Here is a 23837-nt window from a genome sequence, read left to right as displayed (position 1 = left end):
AATCATGACCAAAGGAATCTTAGGGAAAAAAGTGGGAATGACTCAAATCTTCACTGAATCTGGCGAATTGATTCCAGTAACTGTAGTAGAAGCTACACCAAACGTAGTGCTACAAGTGAAAACAATCGAAAATGACGGCTACGAAGCAATTCAAGTCGGCTACCAAGATATGCGTGAAGTTTTGTCTAACAAACCTGCGAAAGGTCATGTTGCAAAAGCAAACACGGCTCCTAAGCGCTTCATTCGCGAATTCAAGAATGTAGAGCTAGAGGGCTTAGAAGTAGGATCAGAAATCAAAGTTGATATTTTTGAAGCAGGAGACATCATCGATGTAACCGGCACTTCGAAAGGTAAAGGATTCCAAGGCGTTATCAAACGTCACGGACAAAGCCGCGGACCAATGGCTCACGGTTCTCGTTACCACCGTCGTCCTGGATCAATGGGTCCAGTTGCACCTAACCGTGTATTCAAAAACAAACGTCTTGCTGGACGTATGGGCGGAAATCGCATCACGATCCAAAACTTGGAAATCGTACGCGTAGACGCAGAACGCAACGTTATCTTGATCAAAGGTAATGTACCTGGCGCGAAAAAATCATTGATTACAATCAAATCAGCTGTGAAAGCTAAATAAGTAGATAGGAAGAAAGGAGGAACTAAGGAATGCCGAATGTAGCATTATTCAAACAAGATGGAAGCCAAAATGGCGAAATTACATTGAACGAAGAAATCTTCGGAATCGAACCAAATGAATCAGTTGTCTATGATGCAATCATCATGCAACGCGCTTCATTAAGACAAGGAACACACGCTGTGAAAAACCGCAGTGCCGTTCGTGGCGGTGGCCGTAAACCATGGCGCCAAAAAGGAACTGGACGTGCCCGTCAAGGTTCAATCCGTTCACCACAATGGCGTGGAGGTGGCGTAGTCTTCGGACCAACACCACGTTCATACAGCTACAAACTTCCTAAAAAAGTTCGTCGCTTAGCAATGAAATCTGTATTGTCAGAAAAAGTTGCTTCAAATAACTTGGTAGCAGTAGAAGGATTAAGCTTTGATGCTCCAAAAACAAAAGAATTCAAACAAGTTTTAGCTAACTTGACAATTGACTCTAAAGTATTGGTAGTTTTAGAATCTGAAAACGACTTTGCCGCTTTATCTGCGCGCAACTTGCCAAAAGTTTCTGTAGTTACTGCTGATAACATTAGTGTTTTAGACATCGTTTCTAACGACAAAATGTTAGTGACACAAACTGCTCTTACTCAGATCGAGGAGGTGCTTGCATAATGAACTTACTAGACGTTATTAAACGCCCAGTGATCACTGAAAAATCAATGCTTGCCATGGATGACAAGAAATACACTTTTGAAGTGGACACAAAAGCTAACAAAACTTTAGTAAAACAAGCTGTAGAAGCTGCCTTTGACGGAGTGAAAGTGGCAAACGTGAACATCATCAACGTTCGTCCGAAATTCAAACGCATGGGTAAATATGCAGGATATACAAAAAAACGTCGCAAAGCTGTTGTGACTTTAACTGAAGATTCTAAAGAAATCCAAATTTTCGAAGCTGCTGAATAAGCAACTCACGCATAAACTTTACATGGGAGGGAAAAAGACGTGGCGATTAAAAAGTACAAACCTACCACGAACGGCCGTCGTAATATGACAAGTTCTGATTTCGCTGAAATCACAACTTCAACACCAGAAAAAACATTGTTAGCTCCTTTGAAAAACAATGCTGGTCGTAACAACAACGGACGTATCACGGTTCGTCATCAAGGTGGCGGTCACAAACGTCAATACCGTTTGATCGATTTCAAACGTAACAAAGACAACGTCGTTGCTACGGTTAAAACGATTGAATATGATCCAAACCGTTCTGCTAACATTGCGTTAGTACATTACGAGGATGGAGTAAAAGCATACATCTTAGCACCTAAAGGATTAGAAGTTGGCATGACTGTCGTTTCTGGTCCAGATGCAGATATTAAAGTAGGGAATGCATTACCACTAGAAAATATTCCAGTCGGTACTGTTATCCACAACATCGAAATGAAACCTGGTAAAGGTGGACAATTGATTCGTTCAGCTGGAACAAGTGCTCAAGTACTTGGTAAAGAAGGCAAATACGTATTGATCCGCTTGAACTCTGGTGAAGTACGGATGATCTTAGCATCATGTCGTGCAACAATCGGTTCTGTTGGTAATGAACAACACGAATTGATCAACATCGGTAAAGCCGGTCGTTCTCGTTGGATGCGCAAACGCCCAACTGTACGTGGTAGCGTAATGAACCCTAATGATCACCCACACGGTGGTGGTGAAGGTAAAGCACCAATCGGACGTAAAGCACCAGTTTCTCCTTGGGGACAACCTGCACTTGGTTACAAAACACGTAACAAAAAAGCAAAATCAGACAAACTTATCGTTCGTCGTCGTAAAACTAAGTAATATACTTGACCGTGTGTCGCACATTTTGAGAGGAGGTACACCATGGGTCGTAGTTTGAAAAAAGGACCTTTTGTCGATGACCATTTGATGAAAAAGGTCGAAGCACAAGAAGGCGCTGAAAAGAAAAAAGTGATCAAAACTTGGTCACGTCGTTCTACAATTTTCCCTAATTTTATCGGATTTACAATTGCTGTGTATGATGGACGGAAACATGTACCAGTTTACATCCAAGAAGACATGGTAGGACACAAATTAGGTGAATTTGCACCAACAAGAACTTATCGCGGACATGCTGCCGATGATAAGAAAACAAGACGCTAATTTTGAGGGGAGGATATCCAAAAATGGCAGAACAAATCACATCAGCGAAAGCAACTGCTAAAACAGTCCGCGTTTCTCCTCGTAAATCTCGTCTAGTTATTGACTTAATCAGAGGGAAAAGCGTTGCTGAAGCAATCGCGATCTTAAAGTTCACACCAAATAAAGCAGCTGGAATCATCGAGAAAGTCTTGATGTCAGCTATTGCCAATGCAGAAAATAATTTTGACTTAGATGTTGAAAACTTGATTGTTTCTGAAGCATTCGTAAACGAAGGACCAACGATGAAACGTTTCCGTCCACGTGCGAAAGGTTCAGCTTCACCGATCAACAAACGTACAAGTCATATTACTGTAGTCGTATCAGAAAAATAAGGAGGGACAATCAGTGGGTCAAAAAGTACATCCAATTGGAATGCGTGTAGGCATCATCCGTGACTGGGATGCTAAATGGTATGCTGAAAAAGAGTATGCTGAATTTCTACATGAAGATTTGAAAATCCGTAAATTTATCGCATCTAAACTTGCTGATGCCGCTGTGTCTACAGTTGAGATCGAGCGTGCAGCAAACCGCGTGAATATTTCAATCCACACAGCTAAACCAGGTATGGTTATCGGTAAAGGCGGATCTGAAGTCGAAAACCTAAGAAAAGAATTAAATAGCCTAACTGGCAAACGAGTTCACATCAACATCGTTGAAATCAAAAAACCAGATTTAGATGCTAAATTAGTAGGCGAAGGAATCGCACGTCAATTAGAAAACCGTGTTGCTTTCCGTCGTGCGCAAAAACAAGCGATCCAACGCACAATGCGTTCTGGCGCTAAAGGAATCAAAACACAAGTTTCTGGCCGTCTAAATGGTGCGGATATCGCTCGTTCAGAAGGTTACTCAGAAGGAACCGTTCCACTTCATACATTACGTGCGGACATTGATTACGCATGGGAAGAAGCAGATACAACATACGGAAAACTAGGAGTTAAAGTGTGGATTTATCGTGGAGAAGTTCTTCCAACTAAAAAGAACACTGAGAAAGGAGGGAAATAAACATGTTAGTACCTAAACGTGTAAAACACCGTCGTGAGTTCCGCGGAAAAATGCGTGGCGAAGCGAAAGGCGGAAAAGAAGTAGCATTCGGTGAATACGGCTTACAAGCTGTTGAATCACACTGGATCACAAACCGTCAAATCGAAGCTGCCCGTATCGCAATGACTCGTTATATGAAACGTGGCGGGAAAGTATGGATCAAAATTTTCCCTCACAAATCTTATACTGCCAAAGCTATCGGGGTACGTATGGGTTCTGGTAAAGGGGCTCCTGAAGGATGGGTATCACCAGTTAAACGTGGTAAAATCATGTTTGAAATTGCCGGTGTACCTGAAGAAGTTGCGCGCGAAGCGCTACGTCTTGCTTCTCACAAATTACCAGTGAAAACGAAGATCGTAAAACGTGAGGAAATGGGTGGTGAATCGAATGAAGGTTAAAGAAATCAGAGAATTAACCACTGCCGAAATGCTAGATCAAGAAAAACAATTGAAAGAAGAATTGTTCAATCTTAGATTCCAATTAGCAACAGGTCAATTAGAAAACACTGCACGTATCAAAGAAGTACGTAAATCGATTGCACGCATTAAAACAGTATTGCGTGAACAAGCTAAGTAATAGTGGAAGGAGGCCATTTAGCGTATGACTGAAGAAAGAAATCAACGCAAAGTTTACCAAGGTCGCGTGGTATCAGACAAAATGGATAAAACTATCACTGTTGTCGTTGAAACAAAGAAAAACCACCCTATCTACGGCAAACGTCTGAACTATTCTAAGAAATACAAAGCACACGATGAAAACAACGAAGCAAAAGTTGGCGATATCGTGAAAATTATGGAAACTCGTCCATTATCAGCTACGAAACGTTTCCGTCTAGTAGAGATTGTTGAAAAGGCAGTGATTATCTAATCACACGAGATTTTCCTATATAGATTGTGAATTGCAAAATCTGAAAGGAGGATACACATCGTGATCCAAGCAGAAAGCCGATTAAGAGTGGCGGACAACTCAGGTGCCCGTGAAATTCTAACGATCAAAGTCCTTGGCGGATCTGGTCGTAAAACTGCCAATATTGGTGACGTGATTGTTGCTACGGTTAAACAAGCAACGCCAGGTGGGGTTGTCAAAAAAGGTGACGTCGTTAAAGCCGTTATCGTTCGTACTAAATCAGGAGCTCGTCGTACAGACGGTTCATACATCAAATTCGATGAAAATGCTGCGGTTATTATCCGTGACGATAAGAGCCCTCGTGGAACTCGTATCTTTGGCCCAGTTGCCCGCGAATTGCGTGAAGGCAACTTTATGAAGATCGTTTCCCTAGCACCAGAAGTATTGTAATAGTGATTCTTATCTAAAGGAGGTGCGAAACAAACATGTTTGTTAAAAAAGGCGATAAAGTTAAAGTTATCACTGGTAAAGACAAAAACAAAGAAGGCGTTGTGCTAGCAGCGTTTCCTAAAAAAGACAAAGTCGTTGTTGAAGGTGTCAATGTTGTCAAAAAACACCAAAAACCTTCTCAAACTGCTCCTCAAGGCGGAATCGTTGAAATGGAAGCACCAATTCATGTTTCTAACGTGATGGTGGTTGATCCATCGAACGGTGAAGCTACGCGTGTCGGTTACAAAGAAGTTGACGGCAAAAAAGTCCGCGTTTCTAAGAAAACCGGAGAAGTTCTTGATAAATAATCTGATGAAGGAAGGAGGGGCTAACAGATGAACCGCCTTAAAGAAAAATATTCAAAAGAAGTTGTCCCATCATTAATGGACAAATTTAACTACAGCTCAATCATGGAAGCACCAAAAGTTGATAAAATCGTTATCAACATGGGTGTCGGTGACGCTGTTTCTAATGCTAAAAACTTAGACAAAGCTGTTGAAGAATTACAATTGATCTCAGGTCAAAAACCATTGATAACAAAAGCGAAAAAATCTATCGCAGGATTCCGTTTACGTGAAGGAATGCCAATCGGTGCGAAAGTAACACTACGCGGCGAAAGAATGTATGAATTCTTAGATAAACTAGTAAGTGTGTCATTGCCACGTGTCCGTGACTTCCACGGTGTGAGCAAAAAAGCGTTCGACGGACGCGGAAACTACACTTTAGGTATCAAAGAACAATTGATTTTCCCTGAAGTAGATTATGATTTGATCGACAAAGTACGTGGTATGGATATCGTGATTGTAACAACAGCAAACACAGATGAAGAATCTCGTGAATTGTTGACACAATTAGGCATGCCATTCCAAAAATAAAAAAAGGAGGCGAACTACGTGGCTAAAAAATCAATGATTGCTAAAAACAAACGCCCTGCTAAATTCTCAACGCAAGAATACACTCGTTGTGAACGTTGCGGACGTCCACATTCAGTTTATCGTAAATTTCATCTTTGCCGTATTTGCTTCCGCGAACTTGCCTATAAAGGACAAATTCCCGGCGTGAAGAAAGCTAGCTGGTAAACTATACTCGCATAAAGGAGGTAAATTATCCCATGGTCATGACAGATCCAATTGCAGATTTTCTAACGCGCGTGCGTAACGCAAACATGGTTAAACACGAAAGCCTAGAAGTACCTGCTTCAAAAATCAAACGTGATATCGCTGAAATCTTGAAACGTGAAGGTTTCGTTCGCGATGTTGAATACATTGAAGATGACAAACAAGGCGTGATCCGCGTATTTCTTAAATACGGTAAAAACGGTGAACGTGTTATCACAAACTTAAAACGTATCTCTAAACCAGGCTTGCGTGCTTATGTCAAAGCTGACGAAGTACCAAAAGTATTGAATGGTCTAGGAATCGCGATTATCTCAACTTCTGACGGTGTAATCACTGACAAAGAAGCTAGAGCAAAAAATGTTGGCGGCGAAGTAGTCGCTTATGTATGGTAATTTAAAATATTACACAAGGAGGTGCCTCTAAGTGAGTCGTATCGGTAATAAGATCGTCGTTCTTCCTGCTGGTGTTGAAATCAAGCAAAACGGAAACGACATTACAGTTAAAGGACCTAAAGGTGAATTAACACGTACTTTCTCTTCTGATATCACAATGAATATCGAAGGAAACGAAGTAACATTCACTCGTCCAAATGATAGTAAAGAAATGAAAACTATCCACGGAACTACCCGTGCAAACTTCAACAACATGGTTGTTGGTGTTTCTGAAGGTTTCCAAAAAGCGTTAGAATTAATCGGGGTTGGGTACCGTGCTCAATTACAAGGAAAAAAACTTGTATTGAACGTTGGTTACTCTCATCCAGTTGAAATCGAAGCGCCAGCTGGAATCGAAATCGAAGTTCCTTCAAACACTTCTGTGATCGTTAAAGGATCAGATAAAGAAGTCGTTGGCGAATTGGCTGCCAATATCCGTGGCGTTCGTCCTCCAGAACCTTACAAAGGCAAAGGAATTCGTTATGTTGGCGAATTTGTACGCCGTAAAGAAGGTAAAACTGGTAAATAGTCGTAATTCTTTACGACTAGCAGCTTAGGCTAGCAAAATTAAAAGAGGTGACAAATTGTGATTACAAAACCAGATAAAAACAAGACACGTCAGAAAAGACATCGTCGTGTACGTAACAAAATCTCTGGTACTGCTGAGTGCCCACGCTTAAACGTGTTCCGTTCGAACAAAAACATCTACGCACAAGTAATTGATGACGTAGCGGGTGTGACGCTAGCAAGTGCCTCTGCCTTAGACAAAGAAGTTTCAGGTGCAACAAAAACTGAACAAGCACAAGCTGTCGGTAAATTAGTCGCAGAACGTGCAGCAGCAAAAGGTATTAAAGTAGTAGTCTTTGACCGTGGTGGATACCTTTACCATGGCCGTGTAGCAGCTTTAGCTGAAGCAGCTCGCGAAAATGGACTGGAATTTTAAGAGAAGGAGGAACACCATTCATGGTTTATATTGATCCAAAACATTTGGAATTAGAAGACCGCGTTGTTGCGATCAACCGTGTAACTAAAGTTGTTAAAGGTGGACGTCGTCTACGTTTTGCTGCATTAGTTGTTGTCGGTGACAAAAACGGACACGTAGGTTTCGGTACTGGTAAAGCACAAGAAGTACCAGAAGCAATCCGTAAAGCAATCGAAGACGCGAAGAAAAACTTGGTGGAAGTACCAATGGTTGGTTCTACAATCCCTCACGAAGTTATCGGTGTATTCGGCGGCGGACGCATCCTTATGAAACCTGCTGTAGAAGGTTCTGGGGTAGCTGCTGGTGGACCAGTTCGTGCCGTATTGGAATTAGCTGGGGTAGCTGATATCACATCTAAATCTTTAGGTTCTAACACACCAATCAACGTTGTTCGCGCAACAGTTGAAGGTTTAAAACAATTAAAACGCGCTGAAGAAGTGGCAGCACTTCGCGGCAAATCAGTAGAAGAATTAATCGGTTAAGGAGGACACTATAATGGCTGAATTGAAAATTACTTTAAAACGCAGTATTATCGGACGTCCCCAAAACCAACGTGATACTGTAAAAGCGTTAGGTCTTACAAAGTTGAACTCAACAGTTGTAAAACCTGCTAATGATGCAATCAAAGGCATGGTTAACACTGTTTCTCACTTAGTGGACGTTGAAGAGGTCTAAGGATCAGCAGATCTAGTTTGATTAAGGAGGTGCCAAACCTATGAAACTTCATGAATTAAAACCATCAGAAGGCTCACGCCAAGTACGTAACCGTGTCGGTCGAGGAACTTCATCTGGTAACGGTAAAACAGCTGGACGTGGACAAAAAGGTCAAAAAGCTCGTTCAGGCGGCGGAGTACGTCTAGGATTCGAAGGTGGACAAACACCATTGTTCCGTCGTTTACCAAAACGTGGCTTTACAAATGTGAACCGCAAAGAATATGCAGTCATCAATCTTGATGTCTTGAACCGCTTTGAAGACGGTGCTGAAGTAACACCTGTTGCTTTACACGAAGCTGGAATCGTCAAAGACGAAAAAGCTGGAATCAAAGTATTAGCTAACGGAGAATTAACGAAGAAATTGACTGTGAAAGCAGCTAAATTCTCAAAAGCAGCTGAAGAAGCAATCGTTGCTGCTGGTGGATCAATCGAGGTGATCTAATGATCAGACTATTGAAGGATGCCTTTAAGGTTAAGGATATTAGATCCAGAATATTGTTCACCGTCTTAATCTTGTTTGTCTTTCGTCTGGGAACACATATTACTGTGCCAGGCGTAGACGCAAGTCGCCTAAATACCATCGCGGATCTACCATTTTTAAACATGTTGAACTTGGTAAGTGGTGGCGCCATGCAACAATTTTCGATTTTCTCGATGGGGGTTTCCCCTTACATCACTGCCTCAATTGTCATTCAGTTGTTGCAGATGGATATCGTTCCTAAATTTGTTGAATGGTCGAAGCAAGGTGAAGTGGGTCGTAAGAAATTAAATCAGGCAACACGTTACTTGACGTTGGTATTGGGCTTTGTCCAATCCATGACATTAACGGCTGGATTTAACTATTACACTCAACTCGGGTTTGTAAACAATCCTAATATGGCAACCTATATCGTGATCGGTCTGATTTTAACAGCCGGAACGATGTTAGTCACTTGGTTAGGAGAGCAGATCACCGAGCGTGGTATCGGAAACGGTGTGTCAATGATCATCTTTGCAGGGATCATTTCACGCTTACCAGCAAGCATCAAAGAATTGATTGAAGATTACTTCATTAACGTGGAACAATCGGATATCTGGCTAAATGCTATCTTTATGGCGCTGCTTGTGATCGCTGTGTTGATCGTCATTACTTTAGTAACGTATGTTCAACAAGCAGAACGCAAGATTCCGATCCAATATACAAAACGGGTAGCAGGAGCGCCTACCAGCAGTTACCTTCCTTTGAAAGTAAATGCTGCCGGGGTTATCCCAGTTATCTTTGCCAGTTCTTTTATTACAACACCAAATGCGATCATTCAAGCATTAGGTAGTTCATATAAAGGAGAAACTTGGTACGAAGTGGTGCAAACGATCTTTAGTTACAACACTGTACCGGGTGCGATCATCTATACTGTCTTGATCGTTGCGTTTACCTTCTTCTACGCATTTGTTCAAGTGAACCCTGAGAAATTAGCGGAAAACTTGCAAAAACAAGGAAGTTACATTCCGAGTGTGCGTCCTGGTAAAGGAACCGAAGAATATGTATCACGTTTGTTGATGCGATTAAGCACGGTTGGATCGATCTTTTTAGGATTGGTTGCTTTACTTCCAATCATCGCTCAGATGGCTTGGAATCTACCGCAATCGATCGGACTAGGTGGAACGAGTCTATTGATCATTATCGGTGTGGCACTTGATACTGCTAAGCAGTTAGAAGGGCTTATGCTGAAACGGAAATATACTGGTTTCATCAATTAAAGTTATTGAAGTGTTGAGGATTTCCTCAACACTATTCAAAAACTTACAGGAGGAATTAGAATGAACTTCATTTTAATGGGATTACCTGGTGCTGGAAAAGGTACTCAGGCAGAACGTATCGTTGCTGAATACGGTCTTCCTCATATTTCAACAGGCGATATGTTTCGGGCTGCGATGGCGAACGAAACAGAACTAGGCCTTAAAGCAAAATCATACATGGATCAAGGCGCATTAGTTCCTGATGAGGTTACAAATGGGATCGTTAAAGAACGTTTAGCTGAACCTGATACCGAGAAAGGTTTCTTATTAGATGGTTTTCCTCGTACATTGGATCAAGCAAAAGCGTTAGATGAGATGCTAGCTGACCTTAACAAAAAACTTGATGCCGTTATTGATATTCATGTTCCTGAAGAAGTTCTTGTAGAACGTTTAGCCGGCCGCTTCATGTGCCGCAATTGTGGGGCAACTTATCATAAATTGTTCAATCCTCCAAAAGAGGAAGGAACATGTGATCGTTGTGGAAGTCATGACTTCTACCAGCGTGAAGATGATAAGCCTGAGACGGTCAAAAATCGTCTAGCTGTCAATATCAAAAGCAGTGAACCAATTTTGACTTATTACAAAGACAAAGGGTTATTGCAATCGATTGATGGGGATCGCGACATCGACGCTGTATTCGAAGATGTTCAAAAGATCATTGACTAATCATAGATTGCCCGAGTCCAACTTGCAGCTTAAAACTTTCTCTTGAAATCTTTGACAGGATATGATAGAATATGTCAGTCCGACTTCTACTTTTTATTGAGTAGGAGCATAGTTTGAGAATATCAGGTGGGAACCGAGTTTCCGCCATTTTATCGTGTGAAAATCACAAGTACAAGGAGGTACTGTGCGTGGCAAAAGAAGATATGATTGAAGTCGAAGGTACAGTCGTCGAAACTTTGCCGAATGCAATGTTTAAAGTAGAATTGGAAAACGGACACCAAGTTCTAGCGACCGTTTCTGGTAAGATCCGGATGCACTACATTCGTATTTTACCTGGAGACAAAGTGACGGTGGAATTATCCCCGTATGATCTGAACCGTGGCCGCATTACTTATCGCTTTAAATAATTGTACTCCGTAAAACCACAGGAGGTATTATCATGAAAGTAAGACCATCAGTAAAACCAATGTGCGAACATTGTAAAGTAATTCGTCGTAAAGGACGCGTTATGGTGATTTGCCCAGCAAATCCAAAACATAAACAACGTCAAGGATAATCGGAGGTGTAACAAATATGGCTCGTATTGCAGGAGTAGATATTCCTCGTGATAAACGTGTGGTCGTTTCACTTACTTATATCTATGGTATTGGTAACACGACTGCAAAACAAATTTTAGCTGACGCTGGCGTGTCTGAAGAAGTTCGTGTTCGTGATTTAACGAATGAACAAACAGATGCTATCCGTGCAGAAGTTGATAAATTAAAAGTTGAAGGTGACCTTCGTCGTGAAGTGAACTTAAACATCAAACGATTGATGGAAATCGGTTCTTACCGTGGGATCCGTCATCGCCGTGGATTGCCAGTTCGTGGACAAAACACGAAAAACAATGCACGTACTCGTAAAGGCCCGTCTAAAACAGTCGCAGGCAAGAAAAAATAATTCCTAAGTGAAGGAGGTTAAAACTTCATGGCAGCAAAAAAAGTGAGTCGTAAACGCCGTGTGAAAAAGAATATTGAAGCGGGTATTGCACATATTCACTCAACATTCAATAATACAATCGTAATGATCACTGATACTCATGGTAATGCATTAGCATGGTCATCAGCTGGTTCATTAGGTTTCAAAGGAAGCAAAAAATCTACTCCTTTTGCCGCTCAAATGGCAGCAGAAACAGCTACCAAAGCAGCAATGGAACACGGATTAAGAACTGTTGAAGTAACAGTTAAAGGACCTGGTTCTGGACGTGAAGCAGCAATTCGTTCATTACAAGCAGCAGGTTTGGAAGTGAGTGCGATCCGTGACGTGACTCCAGTCCCTCATAATGGATGCCGCCCTCCAAAACGCCGTCGTGTTTAATGAGTGCTGCTCATTTTGAGTGTAACAAAAACGTCATTGAACAAGACACTTTTCGTTTTGAAAGGGGTAATAGATAAGAATGATTGAATTCGAAAAACCAAGAATCGCAAAGATTGATGAAGACAAAGATTATGGCAAGTTCATCGTGGAACCTCTTGAAAGAGGCTACGGAACTACACTAGGAAATTCCCTACGTCGTATTTTATTATCTTCTTTACCTGGTGCGGCAATCACCAATATTCAAATCGATGGAGTTTTACACGAATTCTCAACTGTTAAGGGTGTTCGGGAAGACGTTGCTCAAATCATCTTGAATATTAAAGGTCTTGCATTGAAAATGTACGGGGATGAAGAAAAGACCCTTGAAATTGATATTTCAGGACCTGCTACAGTAACTGCTGGCGATATCATCGTTGATAGTGATGTAGAAATCCTTAACAAAGATATGTATATCTGTACCGTTTCTGAAGGTGCTACGTTCCATGCTCGCTTAACAGTGAAACCTGGCCGCGGCTACGTTCAAGCGGACGAAAACAAAAAAGAAGACATGCCAATCGGTGTTCTTCCAGTCGATTCAATCTATACACCAGTACGTCGTGTCAACTACCAAGTAGAAAACACACGTGTCGGTCGTCGGGATGATTTCGACAAATTAACGATGGAAATATGGACTGATGGCTCAATCGAACCATTGGAAGCAATGAGTTTGTCTGCGAAGATCATGACTGAACATTTAGACATCTTTGTTAACCTAACGGATGAAGCGAAAAACGCTGAAATCATGGTTGAAAAAGAAGAAACACAAAAAGAAAAAATGTTGGAAATGACCATCGAAGAATTAGACTTATCTGTTCGTTCATACAACTGTCTAAAACGTGCAGGAATCAATACTGTACAAGAATTGACAAACAAATCTGAACCAGAAATGATCAAAGTAAGAAACTTAGGCCGTAAATCTCTTGAAGAGGTCAAAGTGAAATTACATGATTTAGGTTTAGGACTACGTAAAGACGATTAAACCGTTTTCGATTACGTTAGTTCGGTTCGTCTGACCGATACAACATTCGAAAGTGAAGGAGGGAAACCACGTGAGTTATCGTAAACTAGGACGCACATCTAGCCAACGTAAAGCGATGTTGCGTGATTTGACAACTGATTTATTCATTAACGAACGTATCGTTACGACTGAAGCTCGTGCGAAAGAAGTTCGTTCAACTGCAGAAAAAATGATCACTTTAGGTAAACGTGGTGATTTGCATGCACGTCGTCAAGCAGCAGCATTCGTTCGTAATGAAGTTGCAAGTGTACGTGAAGAAAACGAAGAAGTAGTTATTGAATCAGCATTACAAAAATTATTCAATGATATCGCTCCTCGTTACACAGATCGCCAAGGTGGATATACTCGTATCTTGAAAACAGAACCAAGACGCGGAGATGCTGCACCAATGGTTATCCTAGAACTTGTTTAAAATCACACTTATCATCACTTTATAGATGTTTACTAAGAGTGTTATGATGTTGGAAGAAACTTTCCGAGTCTAGCTCAGCGCCTACACCTCGATGTATTTCGAGGTGTACGCACTCATCATAAAGTGCTTTTTTTTTACTTTCGATTACCTGTCAAGACAGGTGATGGCAAGTGAAAAAAAGATCTGGAGACAAATCGTGCGTGAATCATTGAAAAACGTGCGCTTTTTTGGTAGTGTTAGAAAGAATTAATCGCAAATGAAGGAGTCTATCATGAAGCCAATCATTGAATTGAATGCTATTACTGTGCGTTATAGCGAAGAAGAGCGTGCCGCGTTAAATAACGTATCCTTTTCCATCAACAAAGGGGAATGGGTGGCGTTGATCGGCCATAACGGCTCTGGTAAATCAACTTTAGCAAAAACCATCAATGGCTTGATCTTGCCACAAGAAGGCAGTGTTTCTGTCGGCGAATTGCCTTTGAATGAAGAAAATATCTGGAATATTCGAAAAATGGTCGGTATGGTCTTTCAAAACCCTGACAATCAATTCGTTGGTTCGACGGTGGAAGATGATGTGGCTTTCGGTTTAGAAAATCAAGGAATCCCGCGAGAAGAAATGCTGGTTCGTGTCAAAGACGCTCTGGAACAAGTACGGATGAGCGAGTTTGCGACCCGGGAACCCGCGCGTCTTTCTGGTGGTCAAAAACAGCGGGTAGCCATTGCCGGCGTCGTTGCATTGCGCCCAGATATCATCATTCTTGATGAAGCCACTAGTATGCTAGATCCAGAAGGCCGTGAAGAAGTGATCGCAACGATCAAAAAAATCAAAGAGAAAAACAATTTGACCGTGCTATCGATCACCCATGATATCGATGAAGCAGCCAACGCCAATCGGGTGCTGGTGATGCGTCAAGGAGAGCTCGTCCGCGAAGGGGCACCCGCAGAGATTTTTTCCGCAGGGCCAGAACTGATCGAGCTAGGCTTAGATCTGCCGTTTCCTGAAAAATTAAAGGCGGCACTAAAACAGCGGGGCATCACGGTACCACAAGCGTACTTAACTGAAGAAGGGATGGTGGATTGGCTATGGACATCCGTTTTGAACAAGTAGGATTCACCTACCAACCGCATTCTCCGTTTGAACAACGGGTTTTGTTCGATATCGATTTAGAGATCAAAGAAGGCTCTTATACCGCCTTAGTCGGTCATACAGGGAGCGGAAAATCTACGTTGCTGCAGCACTTGAATGCATTATTAAAACCAACGACTGGCACGGTCACGATCGGTGAGCGAGTCATCAAACCCGAGACAGACAACAAAAATCTAAAACCGTTACGTAAAAAAGTCGGGATCGTTTTCCAATTTCCTGAATCCCAATTATTTGAGGAAACCGTGGCGAGGGATATCGCTTTTGGACCGAAAAACTTTGGGGTCTCCGAAGAAGCAGCCAAAGGATTAGCCCAAGAATACATTCAATTGGTAGGTTTAGATGAAAGTTTTCTGGAACGTTCACCATTTGACCTTTCAGGGGGCCAAATGCGCCGTGTAGCGATTGCTGGGGTCTTGGCTATGGAACCAGAAGTTTTGGTCTTAGACGAGCCGACAGCGGGCTTAGATCCACAAGGACGCAAAGAGATGATGGAAATGTTTGATCGCCTGCATCAGGAAAAGAACATGACGATCATTTTAGTGACCCACTTGATGGATGATGTGGCGAACTATGCTGATTATGTCTATGTGCTAGAAAAAGGCCGTCTCGTCAAAGCCGGCACGCCGTCCGTTGTGTTTCAAGATACTGCCTGGTTGCAAGAAAAGCAGTTAGGGGTACCGACAGCAACCGCATTTGCGGAACAACTCCAAGCCAGAGGATTGGCATTTGAGCAGTTGCCGCTAACGGCTGATGAACTGGCAGATGTTTTAGTAGCAAAGGGGGCGACTGCCCATGATGAATAAACTGATTTTCGGTCGTTTTATTCCCGGGGACTCCTTGATCCACCGTTTAGATCCACGAGTCAAATTGATTGCTAGTTTTTATTTTATCGCGATTATCTTTTTGGCGAATAATTGGCAAAGCTATTTATTAGCGGGTGCTTTTACGCTCTTTTGTATCTCCTTTTCAAAAATCGATTTTGGCTTCTTTATTCGCGGCGTACGTCCTTTGATTTGGCTGATTTTGTTTACCGTGGCGTTACAGATTTTATTTACTACCGGCGGCGACGTCTACTGGTCTTGGTGGATTTTTAACATCACAGAATTTGGTGTCCAAAATGGGATCTTTATTTTTTGTCGTTTTGTTTTGATCATTTTCATGTCGACTCTGTTGACGTTAACGACGCCCCCATTAGAGCTTTCAGATGCGATCGAATACATTTTGCGTCCTTTAAAAGCGATCCGGTTCCCTGTCCATGAAATCTCACTGATGCTGTCGATCGCGTTGCGCTTTGTGCCAACCTTGATGGATGAAACAGAAAAAATCATGAACGCCCAGCGTGCCCGCGGGGTCGATTTCGGCGAAGGGGGACTGTTGCAGAAGATGAAGGCGATCGTTCCTTTGTTGATTCCTTTATTTGTCAGCAGCTTTAACCGTGCGGAAGATCTAGCTACCGCTATGGAAGCCAGAGGCTATCAAGGCGGCGAAGGGCGTACGAAGTATCGTATTTTGCACTGGCATCAACGGGACACATTGGTTGTCATCGTTTTTGCGCTCTTTACAGTAGCGTTAGTGTTCTTAAGAGGATAAACGAAGACCTATGATTAAAGTCAACCCACGAAAGGTTCTTAACGAAGCAACGAGACTGCTGGCGATCCCAGCGGCTGGTTGGAAAAGGCCTGTCGATCGATCAGACTTTTCTCATAGGCTTTTTTGTGAAAAAATAGAAAGAAACAGGTGATTCAATGGTCCGCTATAAAGCGACGATCGCTTATGATGGTACGAATTTTCAAGGATTTCAGCGTCAACCCAATGGACGAACGGTTCAAGAAGAGATTGAAAAGACATTAACGAAGATGAACAATGGGCAGCCGATCCAGATTCATGGCTCTGGCCGCACCGATGCGGGGGTCCATGCGCAAGGGCAAGTGATCCACTTCGATTTCCCTCAAAAGCGTCCACTGGAAAAAATGCGCTTTGGTTTAGATACCCAAACGCCAGAAGATGTTGCGGTAAAATCGGTGGAGATCGTTGACGATACCTTCCATGCCCGCTACTTAGTCGTTGAAAAAACCTACCAGTTTCGAGTGGACATTGGGAAACCCCGCAGTCCTTTCCGCCGTCATTATGCCAGCTATTATCCGTATCCGCTAGATTTGGAAAAAATCCAACGGGCGTTGCCAGATTTTTTAGGCACCCATGACTTTACCAGTTTTTGTGCGACGGGCAGTTCCGTCGATGACAAAACACGGACGATCCATGAAGCGTCCATGGCGGTCAATGACGCTGGAGATGAGTTGATTTTCACCTTTCGCGGCGATGGATTTTTGTACAAGATGATCCGAATCATGGTGGGCACATTGTTGAAAATCGGCAATGGACGACTCGCACCTGACAGTATTCCTGCGATCATTGCGCAAAAAGACCGAAATGCGGCAGGACCCACAGCTCATCCAGAAGGATTGTATTTGGTTCATGTTGCTTATGAATAAGGAAAAACACAAGCTTCGCTGCTCTTGTCCAAAAAGAGAAAGCGAAAGCTTGTGTTTTTATTTTTTCTCAGGCAAAACAGGGGCAGTTTCTTGCCAATCTTCAGTCCTTTCCGCAGCGGTTTTAGACGCAGCAGTGGTGGGTGTTTTTTCTAAGGTACTGGCAGCGACTAAGGCGGCGATGGCTACTAAAAATGCGAAAAGCAAGTAAAGCAGCCAGCTCCAAGCAACGTGATAGCGATTGCCGATGCCTAAAAAGACCATTTGACCGACGGGTCCCCCTAGCATCACGATGGTGGAAAAGATCCCGCTGCTGATGGCGAGATGTTCTTCATCGATCTCACGAATCAGATGTGCCGAAAAGCGGGGATTGATTTTCCCAATCAGGTAGCCTTCAGCAAAGAGTAGCGCGATCATGAGCCAACGGTTATGCAGGAAGAGAAAATTCAAGGTCAACAGACATAAAACGAAAGAGGTATACGCAATCAAGCGAACCAGACCGGTATTCTTGAACCAGTCGGCAGCAAACAAGGCACCGGCGACCATACCGATCGAAGTAGCGATGCCTGCCATCGCAACGGTGTTGCCATATGTGGCAAACCAAAGCGCAAGGTCATCCAACAACTGGAGATTTAGTAGACCGCTCGTACTAGCGGCTAAGGTATTGATCAGTAAGGCAAAGAGGATCATCTTTTTAAGAAAAGCCGTACCAGTCAATAATTTAAAGGTTTCCGAGAAATTCTGAAAGAGTGGTGTTGGTGCTTGATTGATTTTCCCAGGCACCGCATAAAAGAGCGAGCGGTTCCAGAAGATCACGATTGTGGCTAAGAAAAACGTCACGGCATTGATCAAACCAAAAGCGGCAAAATTATTACTCAGTAAAACGATCCCCCAAGCACCGATCCCTTGAAAGACGATTTGAACGCTGGTTTGACACGCCATTTGAAAACCCATGGCACTGTCTAAGGCCTCGGCTGGCACAAGACGGCGAACATAGGGCAACTGTAACCCAGAACAATAAGCGCCCAAACAATCAGAAACAATATTGATGCCTAGCAAAAGGAAGAAAGACCATAGACTAGGCGGCAATTGGATCAAAAAAGCGAGTGCCATAAAAAGGACGCCTTGCAACAGCCGACTGCTGATCATCCATTGCACTTTGTTTTTGGTACGATCGGCTAGATAGCCGGTCAGGATTCGTAAGAGATCAGGGACCAGCAGGGCCATGGAGGCTAAGGAAACAGCAAGGGCATTAAAGGGTAATGTACTGGCATAAACTACAAAGACGATATTAAATAAACTCATGCCGATGCCACTGAGTAAGGCGGCGTTGACTAAGGCACGATAGCCTTTGTTTTGTTGATATTCTTTCATCGAAATCATCCTTTCACGTTCTACGTTGTAAAATCAGTATAGGATGCTTTATACTAGGAAGAGAAAATATTCCACTATAGTGGAATTTAAATGTACCAGGAGCATACCAGAGGTTACTGTCACGAGTGGCTAACAGCTAAAAGAGTGGCATATAAATAGGGTGCCGTAGATTTTGTTCCTCAACATTTTATAAGATTGAATCTAAAATAGTAAAATTTAATTGCGGAGCTTCATTCGTGAAGCGGGTTTGGTTTGGCGTTTGCAGACTGATCGCTAGGAGGATGGTTATGGAAGAAGGAAAACTGTACCGACAATTGCGGAAAGAGCGCGGCTATACGATCGCTCAAGTGGCGGATGAACAAAACAGTCGCTCGTTTATCAGTAAATTTGAGCAAGGTGCTTCAAGTATCAGTATTCATCGATTGGAGCGCCTATTAGAAAATATCCATGTTACGGTGGAGGAGTTTTATTATTTACGTGCACAGCAAAAGGGCGTAAAAAGTCACGACAACCTGATGAGCTTTCCCAGCTATATGACGAGCGAATTTATGGATTTACTGGATCGAATCTTAGGGATCAACAAAGAAGCTTACTTGAGTAACGCCCACGCCCAGCGAAGCAAAGAAGGGCTGGAGGAAATGCGCAGCGAACTGATCGCCGCTTCCAAACAGCATTCTTTTGTTTTTCTGTACCTTGAGATTACAAAGGAGATACATGAAATCAATCTCTCAGGTTCTAAACCCGACCGCTCACCCGATGAATATATGGAAAAGCTACGCATCAAAACCCGCCCCGTCATCTCCTATCTTATGAAAGTAGACAACTGGGGCGTCTATGAGATTTTGCTGTTTCGTTATTTTCAATTCTTGTTTCCTGTCGAAACTTCCTATCACTTACTGCAGGTTGCTATTTCACGGACCAAAAAAGAACAAGGCTTGTCCTTGATGCGAGAAATTCAAATGGATTTGATTTTTAGTTGTTTTACGACGTTTGTCAATTTTCGCCGCCTGGAGTGGGCAAAAGAGGTGTTGACCATTGCGGAGGAATTATTGGCAGATCGCGGAGACATGCTAAACAGCACGCATCTTCTTTGCTATCAAGGATGGTACTGGTATATTTATGGCGATCAAGAAAAAGGACTGTTGAAAATCGACCAAGGGCTTTCGATCTTTCGCGTCTTGAAACAAACCAAAATGGTTAAATTATGGGAGCGATCGTTGCACTCCATCAAGAAAAATGCGGAAGAACCTAACAGTTATCTTATGTTTCGCTAAACGCTCTAAGGGCTAGGTATTTGGCCCCCGAATCGAAGGGGACCTAGTCGGTAGTGGATGCTAAGACCACTAGAGCGAACAGCTGCGGAACCCCAGCACAAAAAAAGAACCAGACTCACCGATCATTGAGGGACACCCATAAGTCAGCTTTTGCTCTAACTTAAGGGGATCGCCTCAAAGGGACGAGTTGGTTCTTTTTCGATTAGTTTTCTGGCGCTTGATCCATGAGTTGACGTTGTTCGGCCAAGACTTGCTTTTTGGCTACTTGTTTCTGGTAAAACCAAGCAAACAAGATAAACAATGCGATGCAGCCGAAGAACAAGCAAACACCGATAACAAAGCCTTGCGGCAAGAAGGACAGTTCCAAGTGATGGCTACCACTTGGGATCGTCACACTGATAAAGCCGTCTTGAAAGGCCGTGATTGGGACTTCTTTGCCATCAAGCGTAGCAGTCCAGCCCTTGTCATAAGGGATGGTCGTCACAAGCTGCTGCTCTTTTTCAGTCGTGATATCGGCTTTGGCACTGCGTTTGCCGACCGTCATAGCGACCCCTCGATCTTGGATTGCATCAATTGCTTGTTGGTAGGCGTTGGTATCCAAGGTGACGACTTGCGGGTTTTGGAATGAGATCTCAGGTGTTCCGTAGAAGCTGACGGTGAATTGAACCGTCGTATCGGTCTCGTAGTGCCCTAAGTCGTAGTATTGACCATTGATACTGATTTGCGTTTCTCGCTGCTGGCCGTTGACTGTCACGGTGGCAGATGAACTTTCCAATTCTCCGAAGTTGGCAGGGAAGAGACTCAAGTACGCTTGCGAGTTCGCCGGAACCTCCACTTGCCAAGTCACTTCTTTTGCGACATTGCTTTCTTGCTCGGTAAATTTCATATACATGCCGTCATTGGTGATATCTGTATTTTTACTATGGATCACCGTGATCGGCTGAAAGGCAAAATACTCTAAATTTAAATCGGCCAAGCCATTGAAAAGATTTTTCTGGCTCGTCAAGTTGTCGTTTTGCGGCTGTTCAATCGATTCGATGGTCGGTTCAGCCAAGAAACCTAGCGGTAACGCATTTTGATTTTCATAAAGCTTGTATTCACCAGATTCCCCAACTCGTTGAAAGCCATATTTGGTGAGATTTGGCTTGGAGATATTGTATTTGATCCCTGTAAAAGCATCCATCAGCAAGGTATTGTTCGGATAGCGGATATTTAAATTGGTGCCGCGGGACCGAAAGCCCAGTTTGTCCAGGTAGCTTGAGGAATTGCGGTTACGGATCGAAGAAAACATGCTGACCCCGCTGTAGCCATAATTGATACTGTCGTTGGAAGAAACAGGATCAAGGTTTTCTAATCGGAAAAAGGTATCATTGTCTTCGTTGGCTTGAGTGACAAGTTTTTTGATGTCCGGATAAGGTTCTGTATACAAACTGCGAGAAGCATAGTTCCAATCATTCAAAATTCCGCGAACCATGCCGCTGGTATTGACGGCCATTTCTCCGCAGACGAAGATCAGCATCAAGATCGTCACTCGTTTTTGTGTTAAAAGCCCTAATTGCCCGAACCCAATACATAACAAGTAAAGAACAAAGAATACGATCGTTAGCGCAAAAGAAGTAGCGGAAACATATTCATAGGTTCCAGGTCCTTTCAATGCGTAGGCGAGGGCAAACACCACGATCGTAGAAAGACCAATAATGAGAAACAATCCACGATCTTTTTGCTGCAGCTGCTCCCACCCGTATCCCGCCAGCATGATCACTAAGAAGGAGAACAAATAGGCATAACGGAAAAGGAACATATTTGGGGCATGCATCCCGTGCCAAAAAAGATTCATCGGCACGATATAAAAACTGACAATCAAAACAGCAAACATGCCAGCGTATAAGAATTTATCCTTCAAGCGGATTTTCTTCGAAACAAAATATAAAATACATAACAGCAACGGCAATAAGCCGATATAGATGAAGGGAATGGAGCCGTATTTTGTTGTATCGTATACTCCAATCATGTTTTTCATTACAAGGTCAAAGACATCGGTGGCTTCGGTTTTAAAGGAAGAAATCGTCGTCAACTCTTCCCCGTTCGACCGCAAATCCAGCAGGGCAGGTAAGATGATCACCATTGAGGCGCCCCCTGCTAACAAGGAGGTGATGCCGTAAGGGATGATCGCCCCGCGAGCTTGTTTCCAGTTGCGGCCCAATTGGACCAAGAAATACATCACGGAAAAGAGACCAATCATAAAGCCCATGTAAAAACTGGATAAAAATAACAGCAAGTAGCTGATAAACAGCACGACTGGTTTTTTCTTTTTCACTAAACGGTCAATGCCTAAAATCACCAGTGGCAGATAGATCATGGCATCAAGCCACATGATCAGTTCCGAATGGGCGGTGATGAAGGACATCAAGGCATAGCAGACGGCTAAGGTCACGTGTTGCCAACGTTGGATCTTAAAGGTTTGGCTGGCATAAAACCAAAACGCCAAGCCCGCGCTGCCGATCTTGATCAAGGTCAAAAAGTACAGCGCATCTGGCATCAGCTGATTCGGGAATAACAAGACCAGGGGAGTGAAGATCCCGCCTAAGTAATAGGAGATCAATGCCAGATAATTTAAGCCTAAGGAGGCGTTCCACGTATAAAAGATACTTTGCTTGCCTAAGAGCATATTGCGGAAGCTGGCATGAAAGTTTGAGAATTGCGAAAAGGCATCACTGGCTAAGACACTGCGGCTGCTGCCAGGGTAGATGCCAATGGTCAAATAGATCACTGCCATGATAAGAAACGGCAAGAAGAAACTAGCAAGCATATAAGGCCAATGTTGTTTGGCAAATGTTTTTATTTTCGTCACAAGAAGTCACCTGTTCTTTATCAATTTTTTCTTAGTTTACCACAGGTGAATCGATTAAAAAAACAAAGACCTGTTTTCTTTAATGAAAACCTAAGTGAAAGCGCACCAAAGAAAAAAGGGCACAAAAAAAGCCGTTCAAAACGAACGGCCGAAAAGGTCTAATTATACGCGCTCAACTTTTCCAGATTTCAAAGCACGAGTTGACACCCAAACTTTTTTAGGTTTTCCGTCAATCATAACGCGAACTTTTTGCAAGTTAGGTTTCACAGTACGTTTTGTCGCATTCATTGCGTGAGAACGATTGTTTCCACTTGTAGTTTTACGTCCAGTAAAGTAACAAACTTTAGCCATGTGGTTATTTCCTCCTTTGCCTTGATGTTGGAGCGCTATTTCAGCTCATACCATCTGAATTTATCACAGAAAGGTGAAAAAAGCAAGAGTAATTTTCAAGAAACATTGACTTTTCCCGGTAAACATTGTAAATTAAACAAGGTCGAAATGCAAGACGTTTGGTCAGAAAGCCCCTTTTCATATGTCTCATCCTTTTATTTGCGGTACAGCTATGATAAAATATGTAAGAAGAAAGATGGGTCATGCCCATTGAAGGAGGCTATAAAATGGCTGTAAAAATTCAAACCTCATCAGGTATTATTGAAATCAGCAATGAAGTCATTGCAACAGTGGTCGGAGGCGCAGCAACAGATGTGTTCGGCATTGTTGGTATGGCTAGCAAGAAACAAATCAAAGATAACATCAATGAAATTTTACGAAAAGAAAATTATTCTCGCGGTGTCGTTGTCCGCCAAGAAGAAAACGGCATTGCAGTGGATGTATACACGATCGTCAGCTATGGAACAAAGATTTCCGAAGTTTCCCGCAACGTGCAGGAAAAAGTGAAATACAACTTAGAAACGATGCTAGGTGTATCTGCGAACTCGGTAAATGTATTTGTTCAAGGCGTACGTGTACTGCCAGATTAGGCAAGGGATCCGTTCATGGCG

Annotated in this window: 37 protein-coding genes; 34 read left to right on the top strand and 3 right to left on the bottom strand. The window is 42.8% G+C overall.

What is annotated here, in order from left to right:
* Positions 1 to 4: 4 nt before the first annotated feature.
* The 32 genes from rplC (at position 5) to truA (ending at position 17340) form a co-directional block, all read left to right on the top strand.
* Entirely contained in the window at positions 5 to 634 is a 630-nt protein-coding gene (gene rplC / locus IAE45_RS09145) for a 50S ribosomal protein L3 (protein ID WP_003127967.1), read from the top strand.
* Positions 635 to 663: 29 nt separating this feature from the next.
* Entirely contained in the window at positions 664 to 1287 is a 624-nt protein-coding gene (gene rplD, locus IAE45_RS09140; protein WP_005226910.1) for a 50S ribosomal protein L4, read from the top strand.
* Positions 1287 to 1580 (top strand): 50S ribosomal protein L23, encoded by a 294-nt coding sequence (locus IAE45_RS09135; RefSeq protein WP_005226911.1) that lies wholly within the window; start codon positions 1287 to 1289, stop codon positions 1578 to 1580. The genes rplD and IAE45_RS09135 overlap by 1 nt, the downstream gene beginning before the upstream one ends.
* A 39-nt stretch (positions 1581 to 1619) precedes the next feature.
* Positions 1620 to 2453: a 50S ribosomal protein L2 gene (gene rplB / locus IAE45_RS09130; protein WP_005226912.1), complete on the top strand. Its 834-nt coding sequence runs from the start codon at positions 1620 to 1622 to the stop codon at positions 2451 to 2453.
* Between the two features lie 42 nt (positions 2454 to 2495).
* Positions 2496 to 2774 carry a 30S ribosomal protein S19 gene (gene rpsS, locus IAE45_RS09125; protein WP_005226914.1) on the top strand — a complete coding sequence of 93 codons (279 nt, stop codon included), beginning with the start codon at positions 2496 to 2498 and terminating at the stop codon, positions 2772 to 2774.
* A gap of 23 nt (positions 2775 to 2797) precedes the next feature.
* Entirely contained in the window at positions 2798 to 3145 is a 348-nt protein-coding gene (gene rplV / locus IAE45_RS09120; protein WP_003127973.1) for a 50S ribosomal protein L22, read from the top strand.
* 13 nt (positions 3146 to 3158) lie between these two features.
* Positions 3159 to 3815 (top strand): 30S ribosomal protein S3, encoded by a 657-nt coding sequence (rpsC, locus tag IAE45_RS09115; RefSeq protein ID WP_005226916.1) that lies wholly within the window; start codon positions 3159 to 3161, stop codon positions 3813 to 3815.
* 2 nt (positions 3816 to 3817) lie between these two features.
* Complete coding sequence (gene rplP, locus IAE45_RS09110; protein WP_005226918.1) at positions 3818 to 4252, top strand: 50S ribosomal protein L16; 435 nt, start codon at positions 3818 to 3820, stop codon at positions 4250 to 4252.
* The gene (gene rpmC / locus IAE45_RS09105) at positions 4242 to 4430 is read left to right on the top strand and encodes a 50S ribosomal protein L29 (protein ID WP_002288664.1); all 189 of its coding nucleotides are present in this window, start codon (positions 4242 to 4244) and stop codon (positions 4428 to 4430) included. Before rplP ends, rpmC begins: the two co-directional genes overlap by 11 nt.
* 24 nt (positions 4431 to 4454) lie before the next feature.
* Entirely contained in the window at positions 4455 to 4721 is a 267-nt protein-coding gene (rpsQ, locus tag IAE45_RS09100; protein ID WP_003128005.1) for a 30S ribosomal protein S17, read from the top strand.
* A gap of 60 nt (positions 4722 to 4781) precedes the next feature.
* Entirely contained in the window at positions 4782 to 5150 is a 369-nt protein-coding gene (rplN, locus tag IAE45_RS09095) for a 50S ribosomal protein L14 (RefSeq protein WP_003128006.1), read from the top strand.
* A gap of 35 nt (positions 5151 to 5185) precedes the next feature.
* Positions 5186 to 5497: a 50S ribosomal protein L24 gene (rplX, locus tag IAE45_RS09090; protein WP_003128007.1), complete on the top strand. Its 312-nt coding sequence runs from the start codon at positions 5186 to 5188 to the stop codon at positions 5495 to 5497.
* Between the two features lie 27 nt (positions 5498 to 5524).
* Positions 5525 to 6064, top strand: coding sequence for a 50S ribosomal protein L5 (gene rplE, locus IAE45_RS09085; protein ID WP_005227088.1), 540 nt, complete (start codon positions 5525 to 5527; stop codon positions 6062 to 6064).
* An 18-nt stretch (positions 6065 to 6082) separates the two neighbouring features.
* Positions 6083 to 6268 (top strand): type Z 30S ribosomal protein S14, encoded by a 186-nt coding sequence (locus IAE45_RS09080; RefSeq protein WP_003128010.1) that lies wholly within the window; start codon positions 6083 to 6085, stop codon positions 6266 to 6268.
* Between the two features lie 32 nt (positions 6269 to 6300).
* Entirely contained in the window at positions 6301 to 6699 is a 399-nt protein-coding gene (gene rpsH, locus IAE45_RS09075; protein ID WP_005227093.1) for a 30S ribosomal protein S8, read from the top strand.
* 31 nt (positions 6700 to 6730) lie between these two features.
* On the top strand, positions 6731 to 7267 hold the full coding sequence (rplF, locus tag IAE45_RS09070; protein WP_005227095.1) for a 50S ribosomal protein L6: 537 nt from the start codon (positions 6731 to 6733) through the stop codon (positions 7265 to 7267).
* A gap of 57 nt (positions 7268 to 7324) precedes the next feature.
* A complete protein-coding gene (gene rplR / locus IAE45_RS09065) occupies positions 7325 to 7681 on the top strand; it encodes a 50S ribosomal protein L18 (protein ID WP_005227097.1) in 357 nt (118 codons plus the stop codon).
* A gap of 20 nt (positions 7682 to 7701) precedes the next feature.
* A complete protein-coding gene (gene rpsE / locus IAE45_RS09060; RefSeq protein WP_003128014.1) occupies positions 7702 to 8202 on the top strand; it encodes a 30S ribosomal protein S5 in 501 nt (166 codons plus the stop codon).
* A 13-nt stretch (positions 8203 to 8215) separates the two neighbouring features.
* Entirely contained in the window at positions 8216 to 8395 is a 180-nt protein-coding gene (rpmD, locus tag IAE45_RS09055) for a 50S ribosomal protein L30 (RefSeq protein WP_003128015.1), read from the top strand.
* A gap of 40 nt (positions 8396 to 8435) precedes the next feature.
* Positions 8436 to 8876 (top strand): 50S ribosomal protein L15, encoded by a 441-nt coding sequence (rplO, locus tag IAE45_RS09050; RefSeq protein WP_003128016.1) that lies wholly within the window; start codon positions 8436 to 8438, stop codon positions 8874 to 8876.
* Positions 8876 to 10171, top strand: coding sequence for a preprotein translocase subunit SecY (secY, locus tag IAE45_RS09045; RefSeq protein ID WP_200125794.1), 1296 nt, complete (start codon positions 8876 to 8878; stop codon positions 10169 to 10171). Before rplO ends, secY begins: the two co-directional genes overlap by 1 nt.
* A gap of 60 nt (positions 10172 to 10231) precedes the next feature.
* Entirely contained in the window at positions 10232 to 10876 is a 645-nt protein-coding gene (locus tag IAE45_RS09040; protein ID WP_005227100.1) for an adenylate kinase, read from the top strand.
* 188 nt (positions 10877 to 11064) lie between these two features.
* On the top strand, positions 11065 to 11283 hold the full coding sequence (infA, locus tag IAE45_RS09035) for a translation initiation factor IF-1 (RefSeq protein WP_002288695.1): 219 nt from the start codon (positions 11065 to 11067) through the stop codon (positions 11281 to 11283).
* 32 nt (positions 11284 to 11315) lie between these two features.
* Positions 11316 to 11432, top strand: coding sequence for a 50S ribosomal protein L36 (rpmJ, locus tag IAE45_RS09030; RefSeq protein WP_002288710.1), 117 nt, complete (start codon positions 11316 to 11318; stop codon positions 11430 to 11432).
* Between the two features lie 17 nt (positions 11433 to 11449).
* Positions 11450 to 11815, top strand: a complete 366-nt coding sequence (gene rpsM, locus IAE45_RS09025) for a 30S ribosomal protein S13 (RefSeq protein ID WP_005227102.1) — start codon at positions 11450 to 11452, stop codon at positions 11813 to 11815.
* A 27-nt stretch (positions 11816 to 11842) separates the two neighbouring features.
* The gene (gene rpsK / locus IAE45_RS09020) at positions 11843 to 12232 is read left to right on the top strand and encodes a 30S ribosomal protein S11 (protein WP_005227104.1); all 390 of its coding nucleotides are present in this window, start codon (positions 11843 to 11845) and stop codon (positions 12230 to 12232) included.
* A gap of 79 nt (positions 12233 to 12311) precedes the next feature.
* The gene (locus IAE45_RS09015; RefSeq protein ID WP_008376367.1) at positions 12312 to 13250 is read left to right on the top strand and encodes a DNA-directed RNA polymerase subunit alpha; all 939 of its coding nucleotides are present in this window, start codon (positions 12312 to 12314) and stop codon (positions 13248 to 13250) included.
* Positions 13251 to 13320: 70 nt separating this feature from the next.
* Complete coding sequence (gene rplQ, locus IAE45_RS09010) at positions 13321 to 13701, top strand: 50S ribosomal protein L17 (RefSeq protein ID WP_003128038.1); 381 nt, start codon at positions 13321 to 13323, stop codon at positions 13699 to 13701.
* A 271-nt stretch (positions 13702 to 13972) separates the two neighbouring features.
* Positions 13973 to 14809, top strand: a complete 837-nt coding sequence (locus IAE45_RS09005) for an energy-coupling factor ABC transporter ATP-binding protein (RefSeq protein WP_200125796.1) — start codon at positions 13973 to 13975, stop codon at positions 14807 to 14809.
* Complete coding sequence (locus tag IAE45_RS09000) at positions 14785 to 15651, top strand: energy-coupling factor ABC transporter ATP-binding protein (protein WP_200125798.1); 867 nt, start codon at positions 14785 to 14787, stop codon at positions 15649 to 15651. The genes IAE45_RS09005 and IAE45_RS09000 overlap by 25 nt, the downstream gene beginning before the upstream one ends.
* Positions 15641 to 16438: an energy-coupling factor transporter transmembrane component T family protein gene (locus IAE45_RS08995; RefSeq protein ID WP_005227113.1), complete on the top strand. Its 798-nt coding sequence runs from the start codon at positions 15641 to 15643 to the stop codon at positions 16436 to 16438. The genes IAE45_RS09000 and IAE45_RS08995 overlap by 11 nt, the downstream gene beginning before the upstream one ends.
* A gap of 155 nt (positions 16439 to 16593) precedes the next feature.
* Positions 16594 to 17340 (top strand): tRNA pseudouridine(38-40) synthase TruA, encoded by a 747-nt coding sequence (gene truA, locus IAE45_RS08990; RefSeq protein WP_010748617.1) that lies wholly within the window; start codon positions 16594 to 16596, stop codon positions 17338 to 17340.
* A gap of 57 nt (positions 17341 to 17397) precedes the next feature.
* Here truA and IAE45_RS08985 read toward each other — a convergent pair whose 3' ends face one another.
* On the bottom strand, positions 17398 to 18711 hold the full coding sequence (locus IAE45_RS08985) for an MFS transporter (protein ID WP_200125800.1): 1314 nt from the start codon (positions 18709 to 18711) through the stop codon (positions 17398 to 17400).
* Between the two features lie 287 nt (positions 18712 to 18998).
* Here IAE45_RS08985 and IAE45_RS08980 point away from each other — a divergent pair, with 287 nt between their 5' ends.
* Positions 18999 to 19985: an Rgg/GadR/MutR family transcriptional regulator gene (locus tag IAE45_RS08980; RefSeq protein WP_142962356.1), complete on the top strand. Its 987-nt coding sequence runs from the start codon at positions 18999 to 19001 to the stop codon at positions 19983 to 19985.
* Between the two features lie 202 nt (positions 19986 to 20187).
* Here IAE45_RS08980 and IAE45_RS08975 read toward each other — a convergent pair whose 3' ends face one another.
* Entirely contained in the window at positions 20188 to 22836 is a 2649-nt protein-coding gene (locus tag IAE45_RS08975; protein ID WP_200125802.1) for a YfhO family protein, read from the bottom strand.
* Between the two features lie 162 nt (positions 22837 to 22998).
* Complete coding sequence (rpmB, locus tag IAE45_RS08970; protein ID WP_003128045.1) at positions 22999 to 23187, bottom strand: 50S ribosomal protein L28; 189 nt, start codon at positions 23185 to 23187, stop codon at positions 22999 to 23001.
* A 266-nt stretch (positions 23188 to 23453) separates the two neighbouring features.
* Between rpmB and IAE45_RS08965 the strand changes: the two genes are divergently transcribed.
* Positions 23454 to 23816 carry an Asp23/Gls24 family envelope stress response protein gene (locus IAE45_RS08965; protein WP_005227125.1) on the top strand — a complete coding sequence of 121 codons (363 nt, stop codon included), beginning with the start codon at positions 23454 to 23456 and terminating at the stop codon, positions 23814 to 23816.
* Positions 23817 to 23837: the final 21 nt, after the last annotated feature.

It is taken from the genome of Enterococcus sp. S53 (genome assembly GCF_016516865.1).
Lineage (GTDB): Bacteria > Bacillota > Bacilli > Lactobacillales > Enterococcaceae > Enterococcus_D > Enterococcus_D innesii.
The sequence above is the reverse complement of the archived record's forward strand: the minus strand, read 5'-3'. Positions and strand labels throughout refer to the sequence as shown.